Source organism: Pleionea sp. WD8-19, assembly GCF_055326765.1.
The window spans coordinates 1-21,227 of record NZ_JBUZOU010000003.1 but is presented as its reverse complement, the minus strand read 5'-3'; the positions used below and the strand labels follow the sequence as shown (position 1 = coordinate 21,227).

Sequence of the window (21,227 nt, the reverse complement as noted above, 5' to 3'; positions counted from 1 at the left end):
TTAATTAGCCTTTTGCGTTTTCAGCTACCGCAGTTTCAGCGACAGGCGCTCCCGCATAAATGGCGCGGTTATACGTCATAATGTTTAAAAATTTCACCGCCGCCATTTCTATGCTGCTCACGATCGCAGCGGTTTTATTTTGCAGTAACGCATGGAACGCCAACAATGGGATCGCAACAATGAGTCCAAACGCAGTGGTGTTCATGGCAACCGAAATAGACGCAGATAACAACGAAGACTTTTCTGCCGGATCGGCACTCGCGACAGCGGTAAATGCACCAATCAAACCAACGATGGTTCCGAGAAGTCCTAAAAGAGTAGCAATATTAGCCAATACCGATAAATAACCCGTTCGCGTTTCAAAACGAGGCATAGCTTCAAGCATACCTTCGTTCATGGAGTGTTCGATATCAGAACGGTGTTTCGTAACTTTCATCATATCTAAGCCACAGCCAATCACACGTGTAACTGGAGCGGTGCACTCTCTGGTGTAGAGCTGCATTTTTTCCAAATCGGTAGTGCGAAGTAAGGGTAAAAAGCTCTCAAACGCTTTTATATTTCTCACTTTTTCGCGTGATAAAAACAACCAGCGTTCTAGCGCTATGACAAAGCCGAGCACCAAGACTATCGAAATAGGATAGATAAACATCCCGCCTTCTTGAAAAAACTTTACAATAGTACTGTAGATATCTGACATAACCGCCTCATTGATTCTCTTGGTTAACTGCTGAATTCTGTTCCAGGTTAAGTTCCTGATAAATAGTGGTTGAACGACGCATCACTTTGCGATCAACCAGATCCAGTGTGCGATCAACTTTATCGCCAATTTGCCACTGTAACTTGTCTGGTGTGCCAATACGTGTCCAGGGGATAAAGTAACTGACCGAAGGTTGCTCTTTATCACCAATAAAATTGGATTCTAAAATAATTGACGCAGGCTCTTCTTCCTGCTTTTCTGCAGCAAAAAGTTGAAGACTTAAGAAACCGGATAAACACAAAAATACGCAGCCTTTCATCGTGTTTGCTCCTGCTCTTGTTCGCTTTTTTGTTCTGCCAAACGCGCCAATACCAACTGTTCTTTTCGTTCGATATCCACTTTCACATAATTTCTTTGATCATTACGTTTTTCAAGATCAGAGAGCCAAACGTTTACTTTCCCATCTAAGGGTCTTAACAGTTGGTAAGCTTCCAAATGCTTTTGCGCCAACTGTGGTTGATTTAAATAAACATCATACAAAATGGATAAATTGAAGTGCGCTTCCGGATAATCGGGCCACAATAATAACGCTTGAGCGTAAGTATTTTGAGCTTGAACAAACAAGCCCTGCACACGCTGTACTTTTGCCAAGTGAATATATGCATTCACATTTTTCTCATTAACCGCAATGGCTTTGCTGTAATGCTCAATGGCCTTCGTATTATCTTTTTCAATTTCAGCAAGCTGACCAAATAGTACCCAGGGCCCGGATAACTGCGGCTGATGCTTAACGAGTTGTTCCAGCTGGTTTCTGGCATGTTTCAAATCGTTTGCTTTTAGAGCACGACGCGCTTCAATAAAAGCAGTCACCCATTGTTTATCAATTTGTCCTTGTTCCGCTAAATAAGGGTTTAAACGCGCTTGATAAGGCAAACGAATACCGGTGTTCTGATCAACTTCAAGATATGGCAAAAATGACTCCGTATTCAATGCTGAGACTTTTTGCTCACCTTCATTGACCAGTGCAACCTGCTCTTTTTTTGGCGTGCTGGCGCAAGCCGTTAATAATGCCACCAGACCGCAAATTGCCGTGAGCTTTAATCGGCTACCAAATCTGATCACCATAACTCACCTCCGCTTCATTCTTGGCAAATCTTTCAGGGTAAAAATTTCGCATTGCCTGAAAACTTTTTTCTATCCACATGTCGTATTCGCCTTGCCAGGCACGCATGACATTTCCTTCGTGTAACTCGCGCACCATTTGCAATAACGGCGTAGCTTGCTCTTCTATAATTTCTCGATACGCAACCTGTTCTTCGTTCGAAAATCCATTCGGAACTGGCGCTGCTCTTAATTCCGTTACCAGTTGCTGATAGAGCTCTGCTGTTTTTACACTGGTCATGGTTACAAATTCCAAAATGCCGTACTCTGCAGCCTTCTGATAGCGATCAATAGCGTCTTTCATTACCTTATTTTTTCTCGGTAAACTTTTCGCCAAAGGCAAGGTCAAGCGTTTTCGATTAAACTCAGTAACAAAGTAGTCTCCATACTTTACGTTTGCCCAGGCGCCTAACCATCGACTTCGGTCGTTACGGTGTTCAGCGCCTTTCGCATCGCCTTCTATAATTCGTCTTAACCAAAATAATTGCTTAGCGTATTCATCAGTCAACTCATACAACTCAGCAAGGTTGAAGCGCGCTTCCATTCGTACGGCAAAGGGTTGTTCATAAGCTCGAGCATACGATCGGAAGAGCTTTATTGCTGTGTCGTAGTTCTTACTTTTACGATACATTGTCGCTGCAAGGAATAAGGCATTTCGACGCACCTCTGGATCCGGATCTTGTTCACTCAAAAACAAGTAATGTTCCGCTGCCTGACGCCAATCTTTATTATTTTCATAAGCCAGCGCCAGTTTACGAGAAAAATCTTGCGCGTGATTGTGTTCCGGAAACAGTTGAATTAATTGTTTGAACTGTTCAATCGCTTCCGGCCATCGCTGCGCATCCAGTAATAAACGCGCGGCATCATATTGCGCAATGACTCGAATGGAAGACTCCGGTGCTTGTTTCGTAATGTTGAGTAACTGCTCGATAGCTTGTGGTGTATTTTGCTGAGCCAACATCTGCTCTGCATTTTTATACATGGCCGCGGCCAATCGCTCCGTTATCTCTCGGTATTCCTTATTTCCGGCCTGGGTTAGCTTACGCTGTTCGAGATAGTTTTTTTCGGCTTCAGCGTATCGGTTCAGCTTAAAATTGGAGTGGGCCAAAATACCAAATGCGGTTTTCTTTAAATCATTATCGAGTTTGGGTGTCGAAGCAATCAAGTTGCCAGCAACATGTAAAGCTCTCTCAAATTGGTTTAGAGTAAACAAGTATTCGGCGGCATTCGTTAAAACGGTTGGAGAACGCTTGTCATTGTGAAAATGAGTGGCAAAACGCAACATACTTTCAACAGCCTGTGCTTGCCATTGTTTCGCTTCTTCGGATTCAGCTTTCAACTTATGAAGCTGCTTTTGATAAGAAATAATGGCCGCGTAACCTGCGTTCGCGCTGTATTTTGAACTCGATGAATCTTTAATTTGATACGCAACCGCTTCATAATCGCGAACGGCTTCGACAAAACGATCAGCCTGGAACAACACTTCCGCTCGTAAAAAGGTAATTTCACCCGTACGTTCGTCATTAACAAATGTTCTTAAAAATTCACTATAAAAATGTGCCGCTCGGTTAAATGAGCTTGAGCTCAATTGGCGAAGTTCTGATTGCTTTTTTGTACCTGCAGCATCTAATGTCATTTTGTCACTTTGCAGTTTAGCTAACGCTTTTTGTGCTTGCTGACCTTCACTATGGTAATGCTGAGCTAACTCCTCAATATACGTTTTTAATTGTTGCAACATGTCGGTACTCAGCTGTCCTACATTTTTCACGTAAAGAGAACCTAACCCGTAGTACTCAACAAAGCTTTCTTTTTCTTTTAAGGCCAGCAAAGGAAAGCCACCCTTTATATAAGTCGCGATCAACTTACTGTGTAACTCTGGTGCTTTAGCTGTATCGTTAAAACGGTCCACATACAATCGATAAGCTTTAGCTGAGTCTTCGTATCTCTCTTTACTCAGATAGTAATCGCCTAAATCGTTGTACACCATCCAGATGTGAGGTTGTTCTTTTAAAGCTTTTATTTGCAGTATCGATTCCGCTCCCCCAAACTTCGATAAGCTCAAACTCATCGCTCTTAATGTATCTTGAATAAGCGGCTTTTCGGTATTGGATAATTTTTTACTGGAGTTAGACTTGGCAATGAGTTGATTCAGTACCCAAGCGTACGAGTCAAGTGCAGGTGCATAATCCAGCTGTTTATAATGAGCCCACCCCAGCATATAGTGCGCATACAGTAATAACTTAGGTTCCTGATAACTGGCAACAATTCGGTATTCGGCTTCGGCATCACGGTATTCTTTGCGCGAGAAATGAATATCGCCTTTACGAAAATGCGCTTCTGCGCCATTTTTATACCCCGGATGATATTGCGTTAACTGAGTTAACATGTTCATCGCTTGCTCTTGATTGCCTTCCATATCGTAAGCACGTGCTAATTGATAGAGTACATCGGCGTTATCCGGAGAGTTAGGGTATTTTTGCAGTATATTTTGATAGCTTTTAATGGCTTCTGCGTAGTAACTTTTTGCAGGCGTTGCTGCTAACTGTGCGTTACCACTTTCAATCATATAAACATCGGCAATTCGCCGCTCTATTTGCTCCTTTAAATCTTCATCCTTAAAAAGGCTTAATAACTCCTGATATTCTTTTCTTACTTGCTCGTGAGAGAGTTTATCAAACGCAATTTCTTTTTCCTTACTGGGTTGATAATTTAAATCGCCCAACGTTTGGCGATCGGACGCGCATCCCGCTAACAAGACAATAACAAATAAACTGACGACACGTTGTGTCATGGTTGTTGCTCCTTCATTGAATGCTTCTCAACCTGCGACTGACGTTCACTTTTCGCTTTATCGAGAGTCATTAGCGTCGTGTCGTAAAGGCGAGCCTTTGCCAATCGAGATTGTGCCCAGTAATAACGCATGCGCTCTTCATGTTTATCGAGCTCGGCGTTAACCAGGCTACGTACAACAGGCTCCAGTTTGGCAATATATTGCTGTGTTACTTGCAACTTCTCCTCGATTTGTTGTTTACGTTTGGAAACCTCTTGTAAATACACTTTTGGTTGCTGGTATGGTTTTTCGACCTGTGACATTCGTGCCACTTTACTGCTCAATCGTTGAAGCTCTTTCTCCAGGTTTTCAATCACCGCTTGAAATCGTTTTTGCTGTTCAGTCGTTAATGTCAGCGCGTGTAGTTTAAGTTCCGACTTTTTTTCCTCTAAAATTTTAGAAAGCTCCTCACCGCGGCTAATTAATGCCTTGTCTTGATGTGCTAACGATTTCTGCTCGACTTCCTGCAATATCAACTGATGCTCGACCGATTGACGCTGCCAATGCCTCAAGTTTTTTTGAATCGCATAAAGGTCGGAAAGCTCTTTTAAAGTCTCATTTAAAACTTTGCTCGACATAAGATCGATTAAAAACGGCGTGAGTTTTTGATAGTCAACCGAAGGCTCTACCGCAAACCAGTCGCTTTCGTCTACAATCACATCCAGGTTGCGAATAAACTCTCTTGGTACGTCTTGTTTGGCGATGATTTTTCTTGCCTGCGCGACCTGGTTCAAACCTTGAGAAAACTCTTCAATCGCCAGTAAGTTTGCTTTTAACGCTTTTCTTGGAGAGCCCTCCTGCTCATACAAATGAGCAAGTAACACTTTCGCTTCCTGTACTTCGGGTATCGCAATGGCGCGTTGATTTAATAGCTCAAGAGCAGCAACTGCATCGTTATACTGTTTTAATTTTATTGCGGTCCACGCATAGGTTAATAATGCGCGATTCGAATATAGACCGGTAGTACGAATCGCAGTAAGAAACTGCCAAGCCTTTACAGGATTTCCTTGTTGTAAGTAAAGCTGCGCTAAACCGTGCTTGGCGCGATCCGACAAGGTCGCCAACTCTTCGTTAACCATTTCGAAACTGACGACTTTATGCAGATGCTGCAATGTCATAGCCAAATCACCCGTCCGTAAATACTGAATGGCTAAATTAAAGGCGATATACGGATAGTGAGAATGGTTTTCTGGCAAGCTGGAAAGAACGCTTTCTGACATCGGTAGATGTTCAGCGGAATTATTTATTAATGTTGCCAGGTAATGATAATCCGGATGCAGATCATCGGGAATGGCGCCTGATATTTTTTGTAACGCATCGTATGCTTTGTCGGGTTCAGACTTGTGGTAATACAAATTAGCCAGGTAATACCATGCTCTATTTTGTACCGAAGCTTCGGCTTGTTCAGCAAGTACGCGATCAAAAATGGCGCGCGACTCATCTGCGAGTCCGTATGATAAAAACATACCACCTTGTAATAGCTGACCGGCTCCACTTTGTGCTACTGGATTATTAATGGCGTTTGCATACTGATATTCGATCAATGCTGAAAAATAATCTTTCTGAAAATATTGATAAAGTACAGCACCCCACTCCAAGTCTGCTTTGCTATGTGGATTATCGTCCAGCGTCGTCGAATGAGAGGCGCTCACCGACAAACCAAAAATCAACAGAAGGGCTTTCATTTTTACCAAACAGCCGTAAAGCTTTTTCGCAACGGAATACATGGCTTACCACCGCTTCAACTGAAATACGGGCTCTTGAGTTTCACCATCATCACCAATTGCAATTTCCAGGTATTCACCGGCACTTCCCTTGTCGAAATCGAGCGTTTTCGCCAATTTATGCGCCCGCCCATTCAGGCCAGTACCAGTAAAAAACACCGTTACATTGTGTTTGCCCTGACTCAAATTGGTAACATAAAGCTTTTGGATTCCGCCTCTTGCCATCGACTGGCGCTGCACATCAGAATAAACGTGAGAAGTGACCAGCTGTCCGTCGATTTTTAGTTTAACGCTTTCTAATTTAAAGAATTGTCCGGTCGTTAAGGAAACAAACACTGTAAATTTTGTGCTGGATGGAAAAAGCAATTTTTCTTCCATCATCCGAAGATCATTGTTGAGTGAGACCACATCTTTTTTCAACGCTTGCAAGCCGGTTGATACCTGCTTTAACGTCGCCAGTGCTTCCTTTTCAGTATCACTTGGGCTGCGTTCTTTTCCTACGTCATCTTTAATTTCGGAACCTGCTTGCGGTTTTTCATCGATGGCCGACAAGCTTGCAGGAATCAGCAAACAAAGCAGCAGTAATTTGACAATAAGCTTGTTCATGATATTTAAATCCAGTATGTACTTCTTAACCAACCCAGATCACCATAACTGGCATTGAGATGTTTTATAGAGTCATCGAGGAAAACAACGACGGTGTTCCGAACGATGGAAAAGCACTATACAAAATTCATCTTATTGGCTGAACATTGAACTATTCAAACATCAAACTCTGTCACAATTCCCCGGCTTTTCCTTGTTAAAGTTTGACAGCAGTCACAAGATCTTCTTTCACCAACTCGACTCTTGAAATTCATTCGATACAATGCCAAACCAATACCCGAGGTGTTTGAAACTCAGCCGCACAGTATGTGCTTTTTGTTTTAAACAAAGCGGCTTAGCAAGCAGCCTTTAAAGAAAAAAGGCATAGCTAAAACTCAGTAGAGGCTACTGAAACTTTCATTTAAAACGCTTCTGGTACTTCATCAGGTTACCCTGATTTCATTGGTGAGAGGTTATGGTGGAAAAAGACTTCAAGTGGATAAAACATATTCGGATTAAGGGTTTATCGATCGCAACATTGATATTACCCTGCCTATTACAAGCGCAATCCAATCAATCTGAAAGTGTCAAAATAATTGAGCCCAATAAAAAAGTCATCGCAGCCAACACAGCGGCAATTGACAGCGAACGATTTGAAGCAGGACTTTTTTACGGGATATTGTCCGTGGAAGATTTTGGAAGCGACACACTAACCGGATTTAACTTAAGTTACCACATTAATTCGTACTGGGTTGTTTCGGCTCAACTCGCAAATGCCCATATTTCACGAGCAACCGGGGAAGATATTTCCGGCGGTAATTTTCTTCGACCCGACGATCGCGACTTTGAATATACCGCAGTGTTAGGCAGTTACCGGTTATCACAGGGACGGTCCTTCGCCGGTGAAAAAAGTAAATTCAATTCCAATATCTACCTTTTATTGGGTGTAAGTGATATTGAATTCGCAGCCAATAATGATACGGGGCTGGTTCTGGGCACTCAATACAAAAGCGTTGTAACCGATTGGTTAACCTGGGACTTTACCATTAAAGATCACACCTTTAAACGCGAGTTTCTGTCTGACAGTAAACGCACTCATAATATTGAGTGGTCGTTAGGTTTAAACATATTGTTTTAGCCGAATGGGTATACAAGGACATTCATTATGAAAAAATTATTTGTCTGGTTAGCCATTGCTTTTACCCTGAACACTGCCACTCTTTCGGCTGAAAGCAGTACTTCCCGTGTAAAACTGGAAGTGATCGATCCATTTCTTGAAATGCATACTGGTCCCGGCCGCGGCTACCCAGTAATTTTTACAGTCGAACAAGGCGAAAGCATTACCTTATTGACCCGTCGTCCGGACTGGTATGAAATTCGGGCTCAAAATGGTAAAACCGGATGGGTCAAAGCAAATCAAATTGCCCGCACCTTATTGCCGACTGGTGAACCCGTCGATATGCCCAATGTCAGTTATGGGGATTACCTGAAAGACAGCTGGCATATCGGCTTTAATAGCGGCGAGTTTTCTGATGGGCAACTCAAAGGAGCTCAAACCTTTAGCGTAACCTCCGGATATCGATTTTATCCTTGGCTTGCGGTTGAAGTAGAGCACAGTAAATTTTACGACGCCGAAGTACGTGGTCGTTATTATGGTGTCAACCTACAATTTGAACCTTACTCTGAATGGGTAGTTTCACCCGCATTCACTTTGGGCAGCGGACAAATGTCCGTCACCGTGCAACCGGAATTAGTTCCTCTACCTATTGAAGACTCCAGTTACACACACTTTGGTGCGGGCGCGAGTTACTACCTTGGCCGAAACTTTGTTATTCAAGCGGGATACCGAAACTATAAAGTATCAACCGTAGCAGACGATGAGAGACTTGATCGATGGCACATTGGATTCAACGCATTTTTCTAACCGCAGGGCTCATTGTTTCTGGCTCGGGAGTAACTCTCGCAGCCGATGAAGCAGCCATGCAATCACTCGATAATGAACGCTTTGAAATAGGTGTCAGCTTCGGACTTTTGAATATTCAAGATTTCGGCAGTGAGTTTTCCAGCGGTATTCATTTTAACTTTTTGGCTTCGGAAGATACCTTTTTACAAATCAACTACTTCCAAGCGAATGTCGCCTTATCGAGTTATGAAAGAAATAATGGCCCATTTTTTACCGGTAATAATCGAGATTTTCGTCATTACGATTTTCTTTTAGGCTACCAGTTTTTACTCGGTGAACAATTTTTTTCTGGTTCAGAAGCGCAACTCTCGTCCCTTTATTTAGTTGCTGGTATTGGAGACACTCAATTTGGTGGTGAAGAAAGCTTTACTTACACCGCTGGCTTGGGTTACCAACTGGGATTATCTCGTGACTATAATTTGAGAGTCGACTATCGACATTACATCTACGACTCAATTTTACTGCAAGAAGATGAAAGTACTCGGCAATCTCATATTACTTTAACGTTAAGCAAGTTATTTTAACGTTTATACAAATGGGTTGAGCATTGGGGTATAGGTAACTTTTTTAAAACACGTTTAGTGAGCATTGTTTTTTTGTAGCACTATCGAGCTACTGTAAAAATGAAGCTCACTTTAAGGCAACAAATGATTCATAGCGTAAATCGCTAATTGTGTCCGATCTCTAAGTTCCAGTTTCGCAAATATATTGCTCAAATGCGTTTTAACCGTTTTTAGGCCGATACAGAGCTCATCGGAAATTTGCTGATTACTCATCCCTTTTGTAACCAGCTTCATAATTTGCTTCTCTCTTTTGGTTAACGCTTCCATAGTGATTTGAGGAGGCGAATTATCAACGTCTTTTTCGTTTTTAAATATTTTCAATTCTGACTTTAATACACAATAAATGACGTCTAACAGTTCCTGAGAACTGGACTCTTTGGTTACATAGGCATTGACACCCGAAGCTTTAACATCATTCATTAATACAGCACTAGTATAACTTGAAAGCACTATAATTTTACTCGTAATTCCGAGCTCTTTTATTTTTTGTATCGCATAAATTCCATCACCATTTTTCATTGATAAGTCCATAACAATCAAATCTGGCTTTAGGGTTTGAGCAACGACGACAGCCTCTTCACCACCGCTGGCTTCTGCTACTACTTTTAGGCTTTGCTGAGCGTTAAGAAACGCGCACAAACTTTCTCTAACGACTGAGTGATCATCCACAATCATAAGCTGATACGATTCACTCTCTGAGCGCTGAGTTAATGACATACGACCTCCAGTTGCAATAACACCTTAGTTCCACCATCGTTACTTTCAATGTTTAATGTTGCACCTTCTTCCTCTGCTCTCTGCCGCATTATATTGATTCCTAACCCCGAACTGTCCACTTTCTTTATCCCACAACCATTATCCTTAATACTCAATGATACGCGATGCGTTTGTTGCGTTAACATTAAATTTAACTGAGATGCTTGCGAATGCTTGATCACATTATTGATTGCTTCTTGAGCGATTCGATAAAGCAATATGTGTTGTCGTTCACTTATTCCCATGAGGCTATCGATCTGCGCTTCAACGTGTAAATTTGAGTTCGACCGAATTCGTTCAATCAACTGAGAAACTGCAGTGGTAGCATTCCACTCTTCGGAGTTACATTCCAGTAAATAATGTAACAAATTTCGTAATTCTTCATGTGCCACTTGTAATTGGTTTTGTAATTTTTCTACTTGATTTTGATTGAAGGCTGCCTCGGCATCAACGTTGACAATATTAGAAACCATTAACTTGGCCGAAAATAACGTTTGAGAGAGCTCGTCGTGTAGATCTCGCGCTAAGCGAGTGCGTTCACTTTGAATCGCCTTCTTTTCATTTTGCGTAATCAATGACTTCACACCTGCAGCCATATGATGCATTGATTGAGCCAACTGAGATAACTCTCCACTTTCGGAAAAAGGAAGCTTTACATTCAAGTTCCCTCTCGAAATTTCTATCGCCGAACTCTCAATTTGTTCAATAGGTTTGGTTAAACTTTTTGAAATTCGCTTTCCTATAAAAATACCAAAGGCAGCAACCATACATGATAACAAGGAAGTCACCATTAAAATCCATAGTTCTTTTTTTTGCTCTTCTTGTATGGATTTCTGTATTGCTCCATCGAGTATTGCGTAGGACAAATTAATGTGTTCGTTTATTTTTTGACGTAAGTTTAATGTCCCCTTTTCCCACAAAAACTGAGCCGATTGTGGATACCCCAACTTTATCAGATCGATATTTTGTTTTGTTTCATCAACCAGAACATCGTAAAGCCGCTTAAACGTTTGCAACTCTTGATTGAGCGACTGGTTTTGAGAAAAACGCGTAACATTACGTAATGCGTCATCAAATCGTTGAACTGATTTTTCGTACTCCAAATAATACTGTTCGTCGGAAGATAAAAGATAATTTCGAACAGATTCATTCACTTCATTGTAAGTTAAATGAAGCTGCGTCAATAACCAACGTAGCTCTCTATCGGTGTCACTGTTTTGAATGAAGTCTCGATGCGTAAACTGAATAATCGTCAAGCTACTGAACAATACAAACAAACATAAAATCAGTGCAAATCGGTAACCATTTAAGATACGTTTTTTTATACTGCCAGTCGCAAAATACCGTTCAAAGTTGCTTAAAAAAGAGCTTTTCAGTTGTTGCATTGGCTTGTGCAATAGCATGGTCAACATCGATTTTCCCTTGAAGGTAAAGCTCAATATAATGGTAATTTAGTTCTAAAATATGAGCCATATTTGGATGATACTGGTTTGGAAATCCCGAGTCTGTTTCAGCAATAAAAACATGTGCATGACTTTTATCGATAAGCTTTTGATAGAGTTTTGAATGAGCCACAGACTTTCGAGCCGGAAATATAGCGCCGGACTCAGTGAACAAAGCCTGTCCTTTATGACTGGAAAGCCACTTAATCAGACGCCAAGCCGTTTCTGGATTTTGTGTGCGCTGGCTCATCACGTACCCGGCGCCACCAATTTTATTGGCTTTCCTTTTCATATGTGGCAAGCAAGTGACGTCCCAGTCTAATTGTTTGTTTTTCATGAGCGTTGGAACGAGCGCATGATTACCAAACATCATCGATACGCGCTGCTCAATAAACCATTGCGCAGCTTCGCGAGAACTGACATGGACTTTCTTTATTGGGCTGTATTCACGAATGACTTTTACAAATTGGATAATGGCTTCAACACCTTCTTCCGTACGTGTTAATTGTGTTATGGAAGGTTGATAAATATGATGCGTGTTTTGCAAGAATAGCAGGGGCAACCATTCGCTATTGTGAACAATGCCATATTGCTGCTTAGAGGAATTAGTAAGCTTATTAACGGCGTATTTAAAGTCTTCCCATTGCCAGCCACACTCAGGTATTGGCAAATCGGCGTCTTTGAAATGTTTTCTGTTAAAAAAAATAACTTTTGTATCATTGTCTCTTGGAAAACCATAAGTTCGGTCGTCAAACTGAAAAAGTCGCAGCAGCGCCGGATGGAAGTCGCTCGTGTCGTAATGCTCTTTAGCGATAAATTCATCTAATGGTTTCAATTGGCCGGAACTTGCCCACTTTTCTATATGTGATAAGAACAAAACATCCGGGACAGATGGTGAGTTGAGCCAGTCGTCAATCGATTCAAAATACTTATCGTATGAAACGTGCCGGGTTTTCACTTTAATGCTGGGGTTTTCAAGTTCAAATACCCGAATTAAGTTTTGAGTCACCTCTACTTCCCACGGATCACCCCAAAACGATAACGTAATTTCAGTGTTTCGCTTATTGAAGTGTTCACCTTGTTTGGCTAAGGCAAAACAACTTAAGCAATAAGTCACGACGAAGAAGCAAACTTTATAAGCTCTACGATTCCTTTTCATTTAAGTTTACTCATTTACGATTAAAAACTGATCAACTTGAAATACAATCCCATCATTAAAGAATCTACGCGTTAGGTAAAGTTTCCTACCAAAATTCTGTGTTTCAAAATATGTTTATCCGTATCCTTCATAGGCACTCCACGTAAACTTAACTTATCGATCGACTTATTAGGCTCTGCGACGCTGTAAGAATACTTTTGTTCAAAAAACACTCTAATTGCTATAAAACAAATCGCATTTCGAGGTCTACTCTACGATAAGTTTGCTTGGATTTCAGCCTTAAGACCGATTTTTTACGCCACAAATATTTTTACACTTCAATCGTTCGAAGTCGAACTCGACCAATGAATTTGGTCACATTTTTAACTTATTCATCGCACGTTTATCAGGAGAGAATGTAATGAGACGGCATTTTCACTTGGCGCTGGTATTGATTTTCACAATACTGGCTCCTGCCTTCAGTCAGGCGAAAGGCAAAGCTTTTATCAATCCAACCAATAACACCACACACTCTTTTGTTGCTGGTAACTACACAGACCTAGGAGTTAATCCGGATGGGAGTATGCCATCGGACCGGTTCACGTTAGAAAACAATGCTCGCCCCGATTTGGACCGATTAAAAAACCTAGGCGTTTCCAACGTTCGTATATGGGCGTTTTGGGGTTATAACGACAACGAATACAGTAAAATGGCTAACCGCGTGAGTTGGTTGGCGGAGCTTGCTCGAGCACGTAACATGACACTCACTGTTGATCTGTTTGACTCTTCCGGCGACAACAGTTTGGCAAGATTGCAAGCCAATGATGGCCAAATCAATAACATGATCAACAACGTCATCCCCCCTAACGCGAACAAAAATTACATCTATTGGTCGCTCGGCAATGAAATCGGAGGACACGAGAACCCTCTTGGTTTTGCCAGTCACTATGAATCGAAAGTCCAGCAAATGCGTAATGCAGGCGCGACTCATATTAGCTTCCAACCGGTACCCGGTTCACTCGAGCACCGTTGGTCAAGCGATACTCGAGAAGCTGCGATTCGTGTCATCAACGCTTCGGATGATATTTCGGTTCACTTTTATGCTGCCGGCGCGTTAGGCAGCGAAGGCTCCGTTAATGGACTTGAGTTCGGCTCAATGCAACAGTGGGTCAACTTGGCACACGAGCGATGTAAGCCGGCCATTATTGGTGAGTTTGGTATTACCGATATGAATCAACGTACCGATGCCAACGTATCGGAATGGCTCAACTATTTTGAAAACACACTAAAGGTTGACCAAGTTTCATTTTGGCAATTTACCAAAGACGAAGCCGGACATGTAGACGACCAATGTTTTTGCGATACAGCGGCAAATCCTTGGTTACCAGGTAATGGCACGCATGTGGGAGGCATGAACGGATTTTTAGGCAGCCCAGCCAACTTTCCAAGCGATCCAAACTGTGGCGGTACACCACCGGGTGGCGTAAACTTTCAAACTGGTCGTGCCAACCCCGTCTTCATTCAAGCGTTTCATGGGCAATATTTAAGCTCAGAAAATGGAACCCATTATATTAATGCTAACCGAAATGTTCGCGGTCCTTGGGAAATGTTTTACGTGTATCCGAACAGCGATGGCAGTTACAGCATTCAAGCTACCAATGATCAATATTTAGACGTGGATCAAAGCAGTGGCCATTACTTAAAATTTAATAACTCTAACCGATATTGTGGCGACTGCAAGTTTACCATTGTGCCCATTGGTGGTGATGTTTACGGCATCAAACCCGTAGCGACTAATTTGTATATGTCTTCTGAAAACGGCGCCGCTCCCGTTCGCGCAAACCGAACCGCACTGCTCGAATGGGAGCGCTGGACCATCAAAAACATCAGTGGCAGCACCAACCATTGGAAAACCATCACATCAACGGGAGAGCTCACGGTAGGCACTTCTTACTATTCCAACAACTCACAATATCGACTGGTGATGCAAACCGATGGCAACCTGGTGCTTTACCGAAACGATGGAACACCCATGTGGCACTCGCACACATACTCCAATCCGGGTGCCCGTTGCTTCATGCAATCGGATGGAAATTTAGTCATTTATCGTTCGGGTTCTGCCATTTGGCACACCCACACTTACAATAATCCAGGTGCCAGTTTGCAAATTTCAAATGATGGAAAAATAAGGATCATACGTAACGGCCAAACCCTTTGGCAGTCTTAAAACAATTAACTAAAACATCCCCCTATCGTAATGTCGATAGGGGGTAACCGAGATAGATTTTTTACTGAGTGACTTCCTTAACTCATTAATGTTACTTTCACCTTTCACTCAGAAATTCGCATTTCTAGAATCACAATCAACCTTTTTTTACCGCTTATCATAAATCGCAAATGCCGAAAATTTGAGTTTTATATACCCAAATTCAGTCCTAAGTCCGATGCAGATAAAGCATCACATTCCTAGCATGTTCAAGCGTAGTTTTTTTATCGAATCGCTCTCATCTCATTACTCTTTGAGGAGTTCTACTATGACTTTGAACAACAAGTTTTGGGCCATCCCAAAAAGTGTTTTTTTGGCTGGCGTGTTACTCACACAACTACAAAGCACTGAAGCCAACAGCGAAATAAACGAAACACAATCCAACGCACCATCCATCAACTCACTTACTTCCACTTATTTTCAAATTAAAGTGCAACACAGCGACAAGTGCCTCGATGTTTCAGGAGGAACAAGCTCTACAGCCAACGGTGCCAATATTCATCAATGGCAATGCGGTAACGCCGCTGCAAGCAATCAGTTGTGGCGACTCGTGCCCATGGGCAACGGTTATCAAGTGATTGCAAAACACAGTGGCAAGTGTCTTGATGTTTCGGGCGTATCTCAAAACGATGGAGCAACAGTGCATCAGTGGCAATGTATTGGCGCTTCACAAACCAACCAAATTTGGACGGTTGCAACCATCGGCGATCAACTGCATTTGCGAGCGTCACACAGCAATAAATGTTTAGACGTAGAAGGCGGTGCTGGAGCAACCGGTAATGGCGCCGATGTGCAACAATGGTCTTGCGGTGGTGCCAGCAGCACCAACCAAATGTGGCGACTGGTTCCTATCGACACGCAGTTTCAATGGATTGCGAAACACAGCAATAAGTGCTTAGACGTATCGGGCGGATCGGGCTCTACCAGCAACGGTGCCAATATTATCCAGTGGCAATGTGGTGGCGCTTCCGATACCAATCAACTTTGGCGTTCAGTCGATGTTGGTGATGCACTTCAATTTCAAGCCGTGCACAGTAACAAGTGTCTTACTATTGCAGGAGGCGTTGGCGGAACAGCCAACGGTGCAACAGCCCATCAATGGTCGTGCGGTGGTGTAAACGATACCAATCAATTGTGGCAACTGGTACCAACCAATGATCAACTCCAACTCCGAGCCTTGCACAGTCAAAGTTGCCTGGATGTAGAAGGAGGCACTGGCGCAACTGGAAACGGAGTTGATGTACAACAATGGAGCTGCGCAGGTGCCGTAGCCACCAATCAACTGTGGCGTTTAAACCCCGTTAGCTCTGGAGGAGGAAACGGGGGTACTCAACATGTCACGGGTCACGGCTTTGATGCGTGTACAGCACCCAACTTGTCTACCATGCAAACCTGGAAGCAAAGCAGCCCATATCATTACGTGGGTATTTACATTGGCGGCAGTTTACGCGCATGCAGCCAACCTCAATTAACGGCGTCTTGGATCGAAAGTACCGCTAATCAGGGCTGGCGCTATATGCCGATTTGGGTGGGACCTCAAGCTCCCTGCACCAGTTATCGTTCGCGCATCAGTTACAACACCAACACCGCCTACAACCAAGGATTAGCGGAAGCAACAAACGCAGCCAACAGTGCCGACGCCTTAGGATTAAATAACTCCATCATTTATTACGATATGGAGTACTACAACGAATCGGCTTCTTGCATTGCTGCAACTCAATCCTTTATCAGTGGCTGGACCGATGGCTTGCGTCAACGCAGTTATCAAGGTGCTGTTTATGCTTCGCCTTGTAATGTTGATGATTACGCCAACGCAGCTACCGTTCCCGATGCCATATGGGGAGCCAGTTGGATTTACAATCAATACAATGTCAATGCCTCGGCTTACAACATGCCCTGTTTAAGTGACAACGTTTGGAATGCCAAACGAATTCGCCAGTACACGGGTGGGCATAATGAGTCTTGGGGCGGCGTTGTCATTAACATCGACTCAAATGTTGCTGATGGCATCGTCGCGAGCAATGCTGCTGTATCCAACAAAAGCCCATCGGTTACCGAGTTTGATTTATTCGACGACGAAAACGCTTGGGTTCTTCTCGAAAATGGGTTATTCAAAACGTCAGACCGTGGCACCTTTTGGACTGATATCACACCGGAACAACTGGCTGTATCTCATTTAAAAAGCGTCAGTTTTATTTCGCCAGAACAAGGGTGGATTCTTGCTGAAAACCAGAACCGTTGGACTCTGTATCATACAACAGACGGCGGAGAAAATTGGTCTTCTAAAGTGCTCAATATTCATTCCATCAATGAAGCCTATCCACGAATAGGAAAAATTTCCCTGCAGTTTATAAACCACAATATGGGATGGATCGATGTACAACTCCAAACCAGCAGCAACTTTAGCCAAGGATTGCTTTTTAAAACCACCAATGGCGGCAAAAATTGGAAAGAACTTTCAAAACCGATTGGCGATGCAAGCTACTTCGTTAATGAGCAACTGGGTTGGCTGGCGGGTGGAGCAAACCAACAGCAACTATTTAAAACCACTAATGGTGGAAAAAGCTGGCAAGCCATCGAGTTGATAAAAAATGATCAAGCAACTTACTCGGTTCATTTGCCTCACTTTGTCGATGAACAGCGTGGATTTATTGAAGTGGTTATTCACGAAGGCATTAACCCAAAAACGCAGAGTTATTTAACCGAAAACGCAGGGGAAAACTGGCGTCCTATTAACGAAAATAATCGGCGTAATGACAACGATGCTGTACCACTGCATGAAAACTTAGCCTTCAAACAATTGAACCATCGAAATCAGTTACAGCAAATGGCTAAAGGCTTACAAAAATTTGAGTATGGATCGTCGCAAGTCGTTTGGGCTTACTTATCGAATGGTGAGTGCCATGCAACGGGATGTACTCGTGACAATCGACTGGTGATGTCAGAAGACAACGGTCAAACCTGGAAAAACGTATCGCTTCCAACTCGAAAAAAGACTGGCAATGAGTAGTCACTTAACATCTAAAACTACTTTGTAAACCGAAACGGTTAGCAGGAAGTTATGAGTCTGAAAAAAGAAGGACTTCAGCTAACCGTTTCACTTTTAAAACTAGCTAGAAAATGATTAACTTATGCAGGGTCAATAAACTTTACGACGCAAAGTCATTAACATCAGCAGCAAGCACCAGGCAGTCGCTCCCTGCAACACCCCGCCCGAACGAGAGCTGGTAGTATCGTCGGTATTTTGGTCGCCATCGTTCCCGTTTCCATCGTTCCCGCTGCCATCATCGCCACCGTCATCATCGCCACCGTCATCATCGCCACCGTCATCGCCGCCACCGTCATCGCCGCCACCGTCATCACCGTTACCGTCATCGCCGTCGTCATCGTCACCACCATCGGTTGTAATCGTCAGCAGCCAGTCATTCCATTCGTCGTCATAAGTTGTGCCTAAACTGTTAATGAAGTTCAGGTAAGCATCGTAATCACCGGCTCGAAGATATCCCAATAAGGTTTCCACATCATCGTGATGCTGTTCAAACATGAAACGCACCGCCAGATAACCCCAGCGATAAATACGATCGACATCGCTGTTATAAGTATTGCTCATAATTTCACTTAAACTGAACTCTTGGTTGCGACCCAATTCTATCGCTTCAGCGTTATCTTCTTTTTTCGAAATATATTCAGCTAATCCTTCGATCCACCATACGGTTTTATGCGTTGCTGTATTGGCAGCAGAAAAACTTCCGTAGAGGTTGTATCGACCGTCTAAATAATGCACGTATTCGTGATTCAGGTTCCAAACCAGAAAATCCGGACGTAACCATTCCGCTTCAAAAGCAATAAAACGAGCTTGATTGTCAACGTGAGAGGGATCACCTTCCAGATACATACCGCCGTTGTTGGTATTAATGCCGAAAAATAAACCTGCATAATCTTCGTATTGATCGCTGGCGTCGAACACCACAACTTCTAATGACGTATTTAAATCGTCTGCGACTGGCTGCATACCTGTATTCAGTTTTTCATGGAAAAACGTTTCTTGATCCTGCATTAACTGGCAGGAGTTAACAAATTGCTCATCATTCATTTCCTGTGCGCGAATGCGAATACTGTCACTACAAAAATGTGAAAGAGGCAAAATGGTTTGTTCCAGTTGCTCTTCAAAATTGCACGTGCCGTAATCGTTACAATCGGCGTAGTAGTTCACATTTTCAGCGACGACGATCCAAACATTGTTACCCAACCCACCCAGTTCATAGCGATTTAAAATTGCATGCACCGCCGTCGATACCTCGTTATAAACTTCAGCATCGGGGTACTGTAATAACCGACTGAGTTCTCGTGCCGCATTTTCCTGAATAAAATCGCTGTCGTGTTCGAGCATCCAGTCCAGCTGAGAAACACGCGCCAGTTGTTCTACTAATAATGCATCTTGCTTCACCAGCGTTACAAATTCAGCATTCCAATGGCCTCGAAACACAATATTCAATGTTGAATTAATGGCATTTCGCATATACCAATGCGTCATCGTATTTTCGTCAATACGTAATAGCCATTGGCTTACCACAGGTAAATAACGATGCTGTAATTCCGCACTGTCCATAAGAATGATGGCGTCGCTAATGTTTCTTCCGTGTTGATCGCTGTTGCTGTAAAAATCTGCATTGTTGACCAGGTTATCCAGTGCGGCAATGACATTGGTTTGTACAACACTGGAATAGTCCGGTACCTGTTCGCTATTGTAATACTGGATAAAAAAACCGGTTCTTAAAAACAGGTACAGCTTGCCAATATCATTGGGACCTTCGTCTATCGAATAACTTTGCGCCAAGCTCGCTGTTGCTATTGCAACAGTATTCATATTGGCTTCTTGAAACGCGGCGAAACTAATATCATTTGCTGTGAACAGTTGATTCAGGCAAGCATCGTCTTCGTTTCGAATATGTGCGACCAGTTCATCTCCGCTTTTCTCAGCAAAACCATTCATATCACAGTCGAGCTGAGTTTGAGTCACTGCTTTTGGAATAGGTACAGAAGGAGGAACCGCTTTTGATTCTGCTTTCACAACAGGTAAAATCATTACACCGAAAATTAAGCCCAAAGTGACTCGTTTAAGTAAATTATTATGAACAAACATTGCCTTTCTCTGTTATTGATAGTGGTGTGATCAATAACGGTTACCAGCTTGATTTCATAGTGAATATTTACGATGAAAGTGCAAACGGCTTCAAGGAATTTTAAAACTTGTATTGTTTTCTTACGCTACGAAAAAAATTATCCAAAATCGTTTAACATCAGATAAGAAAAAAATCTAAGACTCGGTGAATAAATAGACAATTGCGACTATCTGTCATCGCATTGCAACACACAATTAACAACTTTGTCTCGACCGCGCCTCCCACTCTTCACGAAGCACGGCTAAGATCACATCATCACTCCATTGTCCTTTAAACATTACCGCTTTTATTAAATGGCCCTCCATTCGAAACCCGACTCGCTCGAACAACTTTCTCGATGCATGATTTTCCGGGTCGACAGAAACGTGAATTCTATGCAATCTAAACTGTCTGAATAAATAGTCGACCAAGGCGGAAATGGCTTCAGTGGCATAACCTTGACCATGGAATTTTTCATCGAGAGCAATACCTAATTCCGCTTGCTGCTTCGTTTCCGTATCGATACAAAAAGCAACGTCGCCAATAACTTCGCCAGAACTCAAATGCAGAACTACCTGATACCAGTATCCAGGTGCAGCAAACGCTCTGCTTTGCATTTCATTTGCGTAGTTGCTAACTTCTTCGCTACTCTCTGGAGTCCAACCTTGAAATAACGCCACATTAGGTTGATTACGGTATTCGTATAACCTTTGCGCATCTTCCGCTTGAAGCGGCTTTAGAGATAATCGTTTTGACTGTGTCAGTACTTGTGTGTGCCGATGGTCCATTCTATCGCTTCTTATGGTTTTTGATTACCAAGGGGTCAAATCTTGATATATACTATTATACTCTTCCTGCAACCGCGCATTATCGTTCATCGCCTGGTTGAGTCGGCTCACCGTCCTCGAAATGGAACTGTAGTGCCCCACGTTAAAATGCT

Annotated in this window: 16 protein-coding genes; 5 read left to right on the top strand and 11 right to left on the bottom strand. The window is 42.7% G+C overall.

The window, feature by feature from the left end; all coding sequences use genetic code 11:
• Positions 1–4: 4 nt before the first annotated feature.
• Genes ACTUJY_RS04335 through ACTUJY_RS04310 form a run of 6 tightly spaced genes read right to left on the bottom strand, consistent with a single transcriptional unit; the run spans position 5 to position 7,018 of the window.
• Complete coding sequence (locus ACTUJY_RS04335; RefSeq protein ID WP_463614833.1) at positions 5–697, bottom strand: MotA/TolQ/ExbB proton channel family protein; 693 nt, start codon at positions 695–697, stop codon at positions 5–7.
• 7 nt (positions 698–704) lie between these two features.
• Positions 705–1,016 carry a hypothetical protein gene (locus ACTUJY_RS04330; RefSeq protein WP_463614832.1) on the bottom strand — a complete coding sequence of 104 codons (312 nt, stop codon included), beginning with the start codon at positions 1,014–1,016 and terminating at the stop codon, positions 705–707.
• Positions 1,013–1,822: a tetratricopeptide repeat protein gene (locus ACTUJY_RS04325; RefSeq protein ID WP_463614831.1), complete on the bottom strand. Its 810-nt coding sequence runs from the start codon at positions 1,820–1,822 to the stop codon at positions 1,013–1,015. Before ACTUJY_RS04325 ends, ACTUJY_RS04330 begins: the two co-directional genes overlap by 4 nt.
• The gene (locus ACTUJY_RS04320; protein ID WP_463614830.1) at positions 1,803–4,649 is read right to left on the bottom strand and encodes a tetratricopeptide repeat protein; all 2,847 of its coding nucleotides are present in this window, start codon (positions 4,647–4,649) and stop codon (positions 1,803–1,805) included. Before ACTUJY_RS04320 ends, ACTUJY_RS04325 begins: the two co-directional genes overlap by 20 nt.
• On the bottom strand, positions 4,646–6,415 hold the full coding sequence (locus tag ACTUJY_RS04315) for a tetratricopeptide repeat protein (RefSeq protein WP_463614829.1): 1,770 nt from the start codon (positions 6,413–6,415) through the stop codon (positions 4,646–4,648). Before ACTUJY_RS04315 ends, ACTUJY_RS04320 begins: the two co-directional genes overlap by 4 nt.
• A gap of 3 nt (positions 6,416–6,418) precedes the next feature.
• Positions 6,419–7,018, bottom strand: a complete 600-nt coding sequence (locus ACTUJY_RS04310; protein WP_463614828.1) for an AraC family transcriptional regulator — start codon at positions 7,016–7,018, stop codon at positions 6,419–6,421.
• Between the two features lie 454 nt (positions 7,019–7,472).
• On the opposite strand from ACTUJY_RS04310, the gene ACTUJY_RS04305 reads away from it, so the two are divergent.
• From ACTUJY_RS04305 to ACTUJY_RS04295, 3 genes are read left to right on the top strand one after another with little or no spacing between them, the layout of a single operon-like run.
• Complete coding sequence (locus ACTUJY_RS04305) at positions 7,473–8,135, top strand: outer membrane beta-barrel domain-containing protein (protein WP_463614827.1); 663 nt, start codon at positions 7,473–7,475, stop codon at positions 8,133–8,135.
• Between the two features lie 27 nt (positions 8,136–8,162).
• Positions 8,163–8,921: an SH3 domain-containing protein gene (locus ACTUJY_RS04300; protein WP_463614826.1), complete on the top strand. Its 759-nt coding sequence runs from the start codon at positions 8,163–8,165 to the stop codon at positions 8,919–8,921.
• A complete protein-coding gene (locus ACTUJY_RS04295; RefSeq protein WP_463614825.1) occupies positions 8,891–9,484 on the top strand; it encodes an outer membrane beta-barrel domain-containing protein in 594 nt (197 codons plus the stop codon). Before ACTUJY_RS04300 ends, ACTUJY_RS04295 begins: the two co-directional genes overlap by 31 nt.
• 111 nt (positions 9,485–9,595) lie before the next feature.
• Here the strand turns inward: ACTUJY_RS04295 and ACTUJY_RS04290 are convergent, their stop codons facing one another.
• The 3 genes from ACTUJY_RS04290 to ACTUJY_RS04280 are packed head-to-tail and all read right to left on the bottom strand — an operon-like array spanning position 9,596 to position 12,880.
• Positions 9,596–10,240 carry a response regulator transcription factor gene (locus ACTUJY_RS04290; protein ID WP_463614824.1) on the bottom strand — a complete coding sequence of 215 codons (645 nt, stop codon included), beginning with the start codon at positions 10,238–10,240 and terminating at the stop codon, positions 9,596–9,598.
• Positions 10,231–11,691 (bottom strand): histidine kinase, encoded by a 1,461-nt coding sequence (locus tag ACTUJY_RS04285; protein ID WP_463614823.1) that lies wholly within the window; start codon positions 11,689–11,691, stop codon positions 10,231–10,233. The genes ACTUJY_RS04290 and ACTUJY_RS04285 overlap by 10 nt, the downstream gene beginning before the upstream one ends.
• Positions 11,627–12,880, bottom strand: coding sequence for an ABC transporter substrate-binding protein (locus tag ACTUJY_RS04280; RefSeq protein WP_463614822.1), 1,254 nt, complete (start codon positions 12,878–12,880; stop codon positions 11,627–11,629). The genes ACTUJY_RS04285 and ACTUJY_RS04280 overlap by 65 nt, the downstream gene beginning before the upstream one ends.
• 400 nt (positions 12,881–13,280) lie before the next feature.
• Here ACTUJY_RS04280 and ACTUJY_RS04275 point away from each other — a divergent pair, with 400 nt between their 5' ends.
• Positions 13,281–15,086 carry a cellulase family glycosylhydrolase gene (locus ACTUJY_RS04275; RefSeq protein ID WP_463614821.1) on the top strand — a complete coding sequence of 602 codons (1,806 nt, stop codon included), beginning with the start codon at positions 13,281–13,283 and terminating at the stop codon, positions 15,084–15,086.
• 307 nt (positions 15,087–15,393) lie between these two features.
• On the top strand, positions 15,394–18,135 hold the full coding sequence (locus ACTUJY_RS04270) for an RICIN domain-containing protein (protein ID WP_463614820.1): 2,742 nt from the start codon (positions 15,394–15,396) through the stop codon (positions 18,133–18,135).
• A 129-nt stretch (positions 18,136–18,264) separates the two neighbouring features.
• On the opposite strand, the gene ACTUJY_RS04265 is transcribed toward ACTUJY_RS04270, so the two are convergent.
• Both ACTUJY_RS04265 and ACTUJY_RS04260 read right to left on the bottom strand, forming a co-directional pair.
• On the bottom strand, positions 18,265–20,268 hold the full coding sequence (locus tag ACTUJY_RS04265) for a collagenase (protein WP_463614819.1): 2,004 nt from the start codon (positions 20,266–20,268) through the stop codon (positions 18,265–18,267).
• 234 nt (positions 20,269–20,502) lie between these two features.
• Positions 20,503–21,075, bottom strand: a complete 573-nt coding sequence (locus ACTUJY_RS04260; RefSeq protein ID WP_463614818.1) for a GNAT family N-acetyltransferase — start codon at positions 21,073–21,075, stop codon at positions 20,503–20,505.
• Positions 21,076–21,227 lie beyond the last annotated feature (152 nt).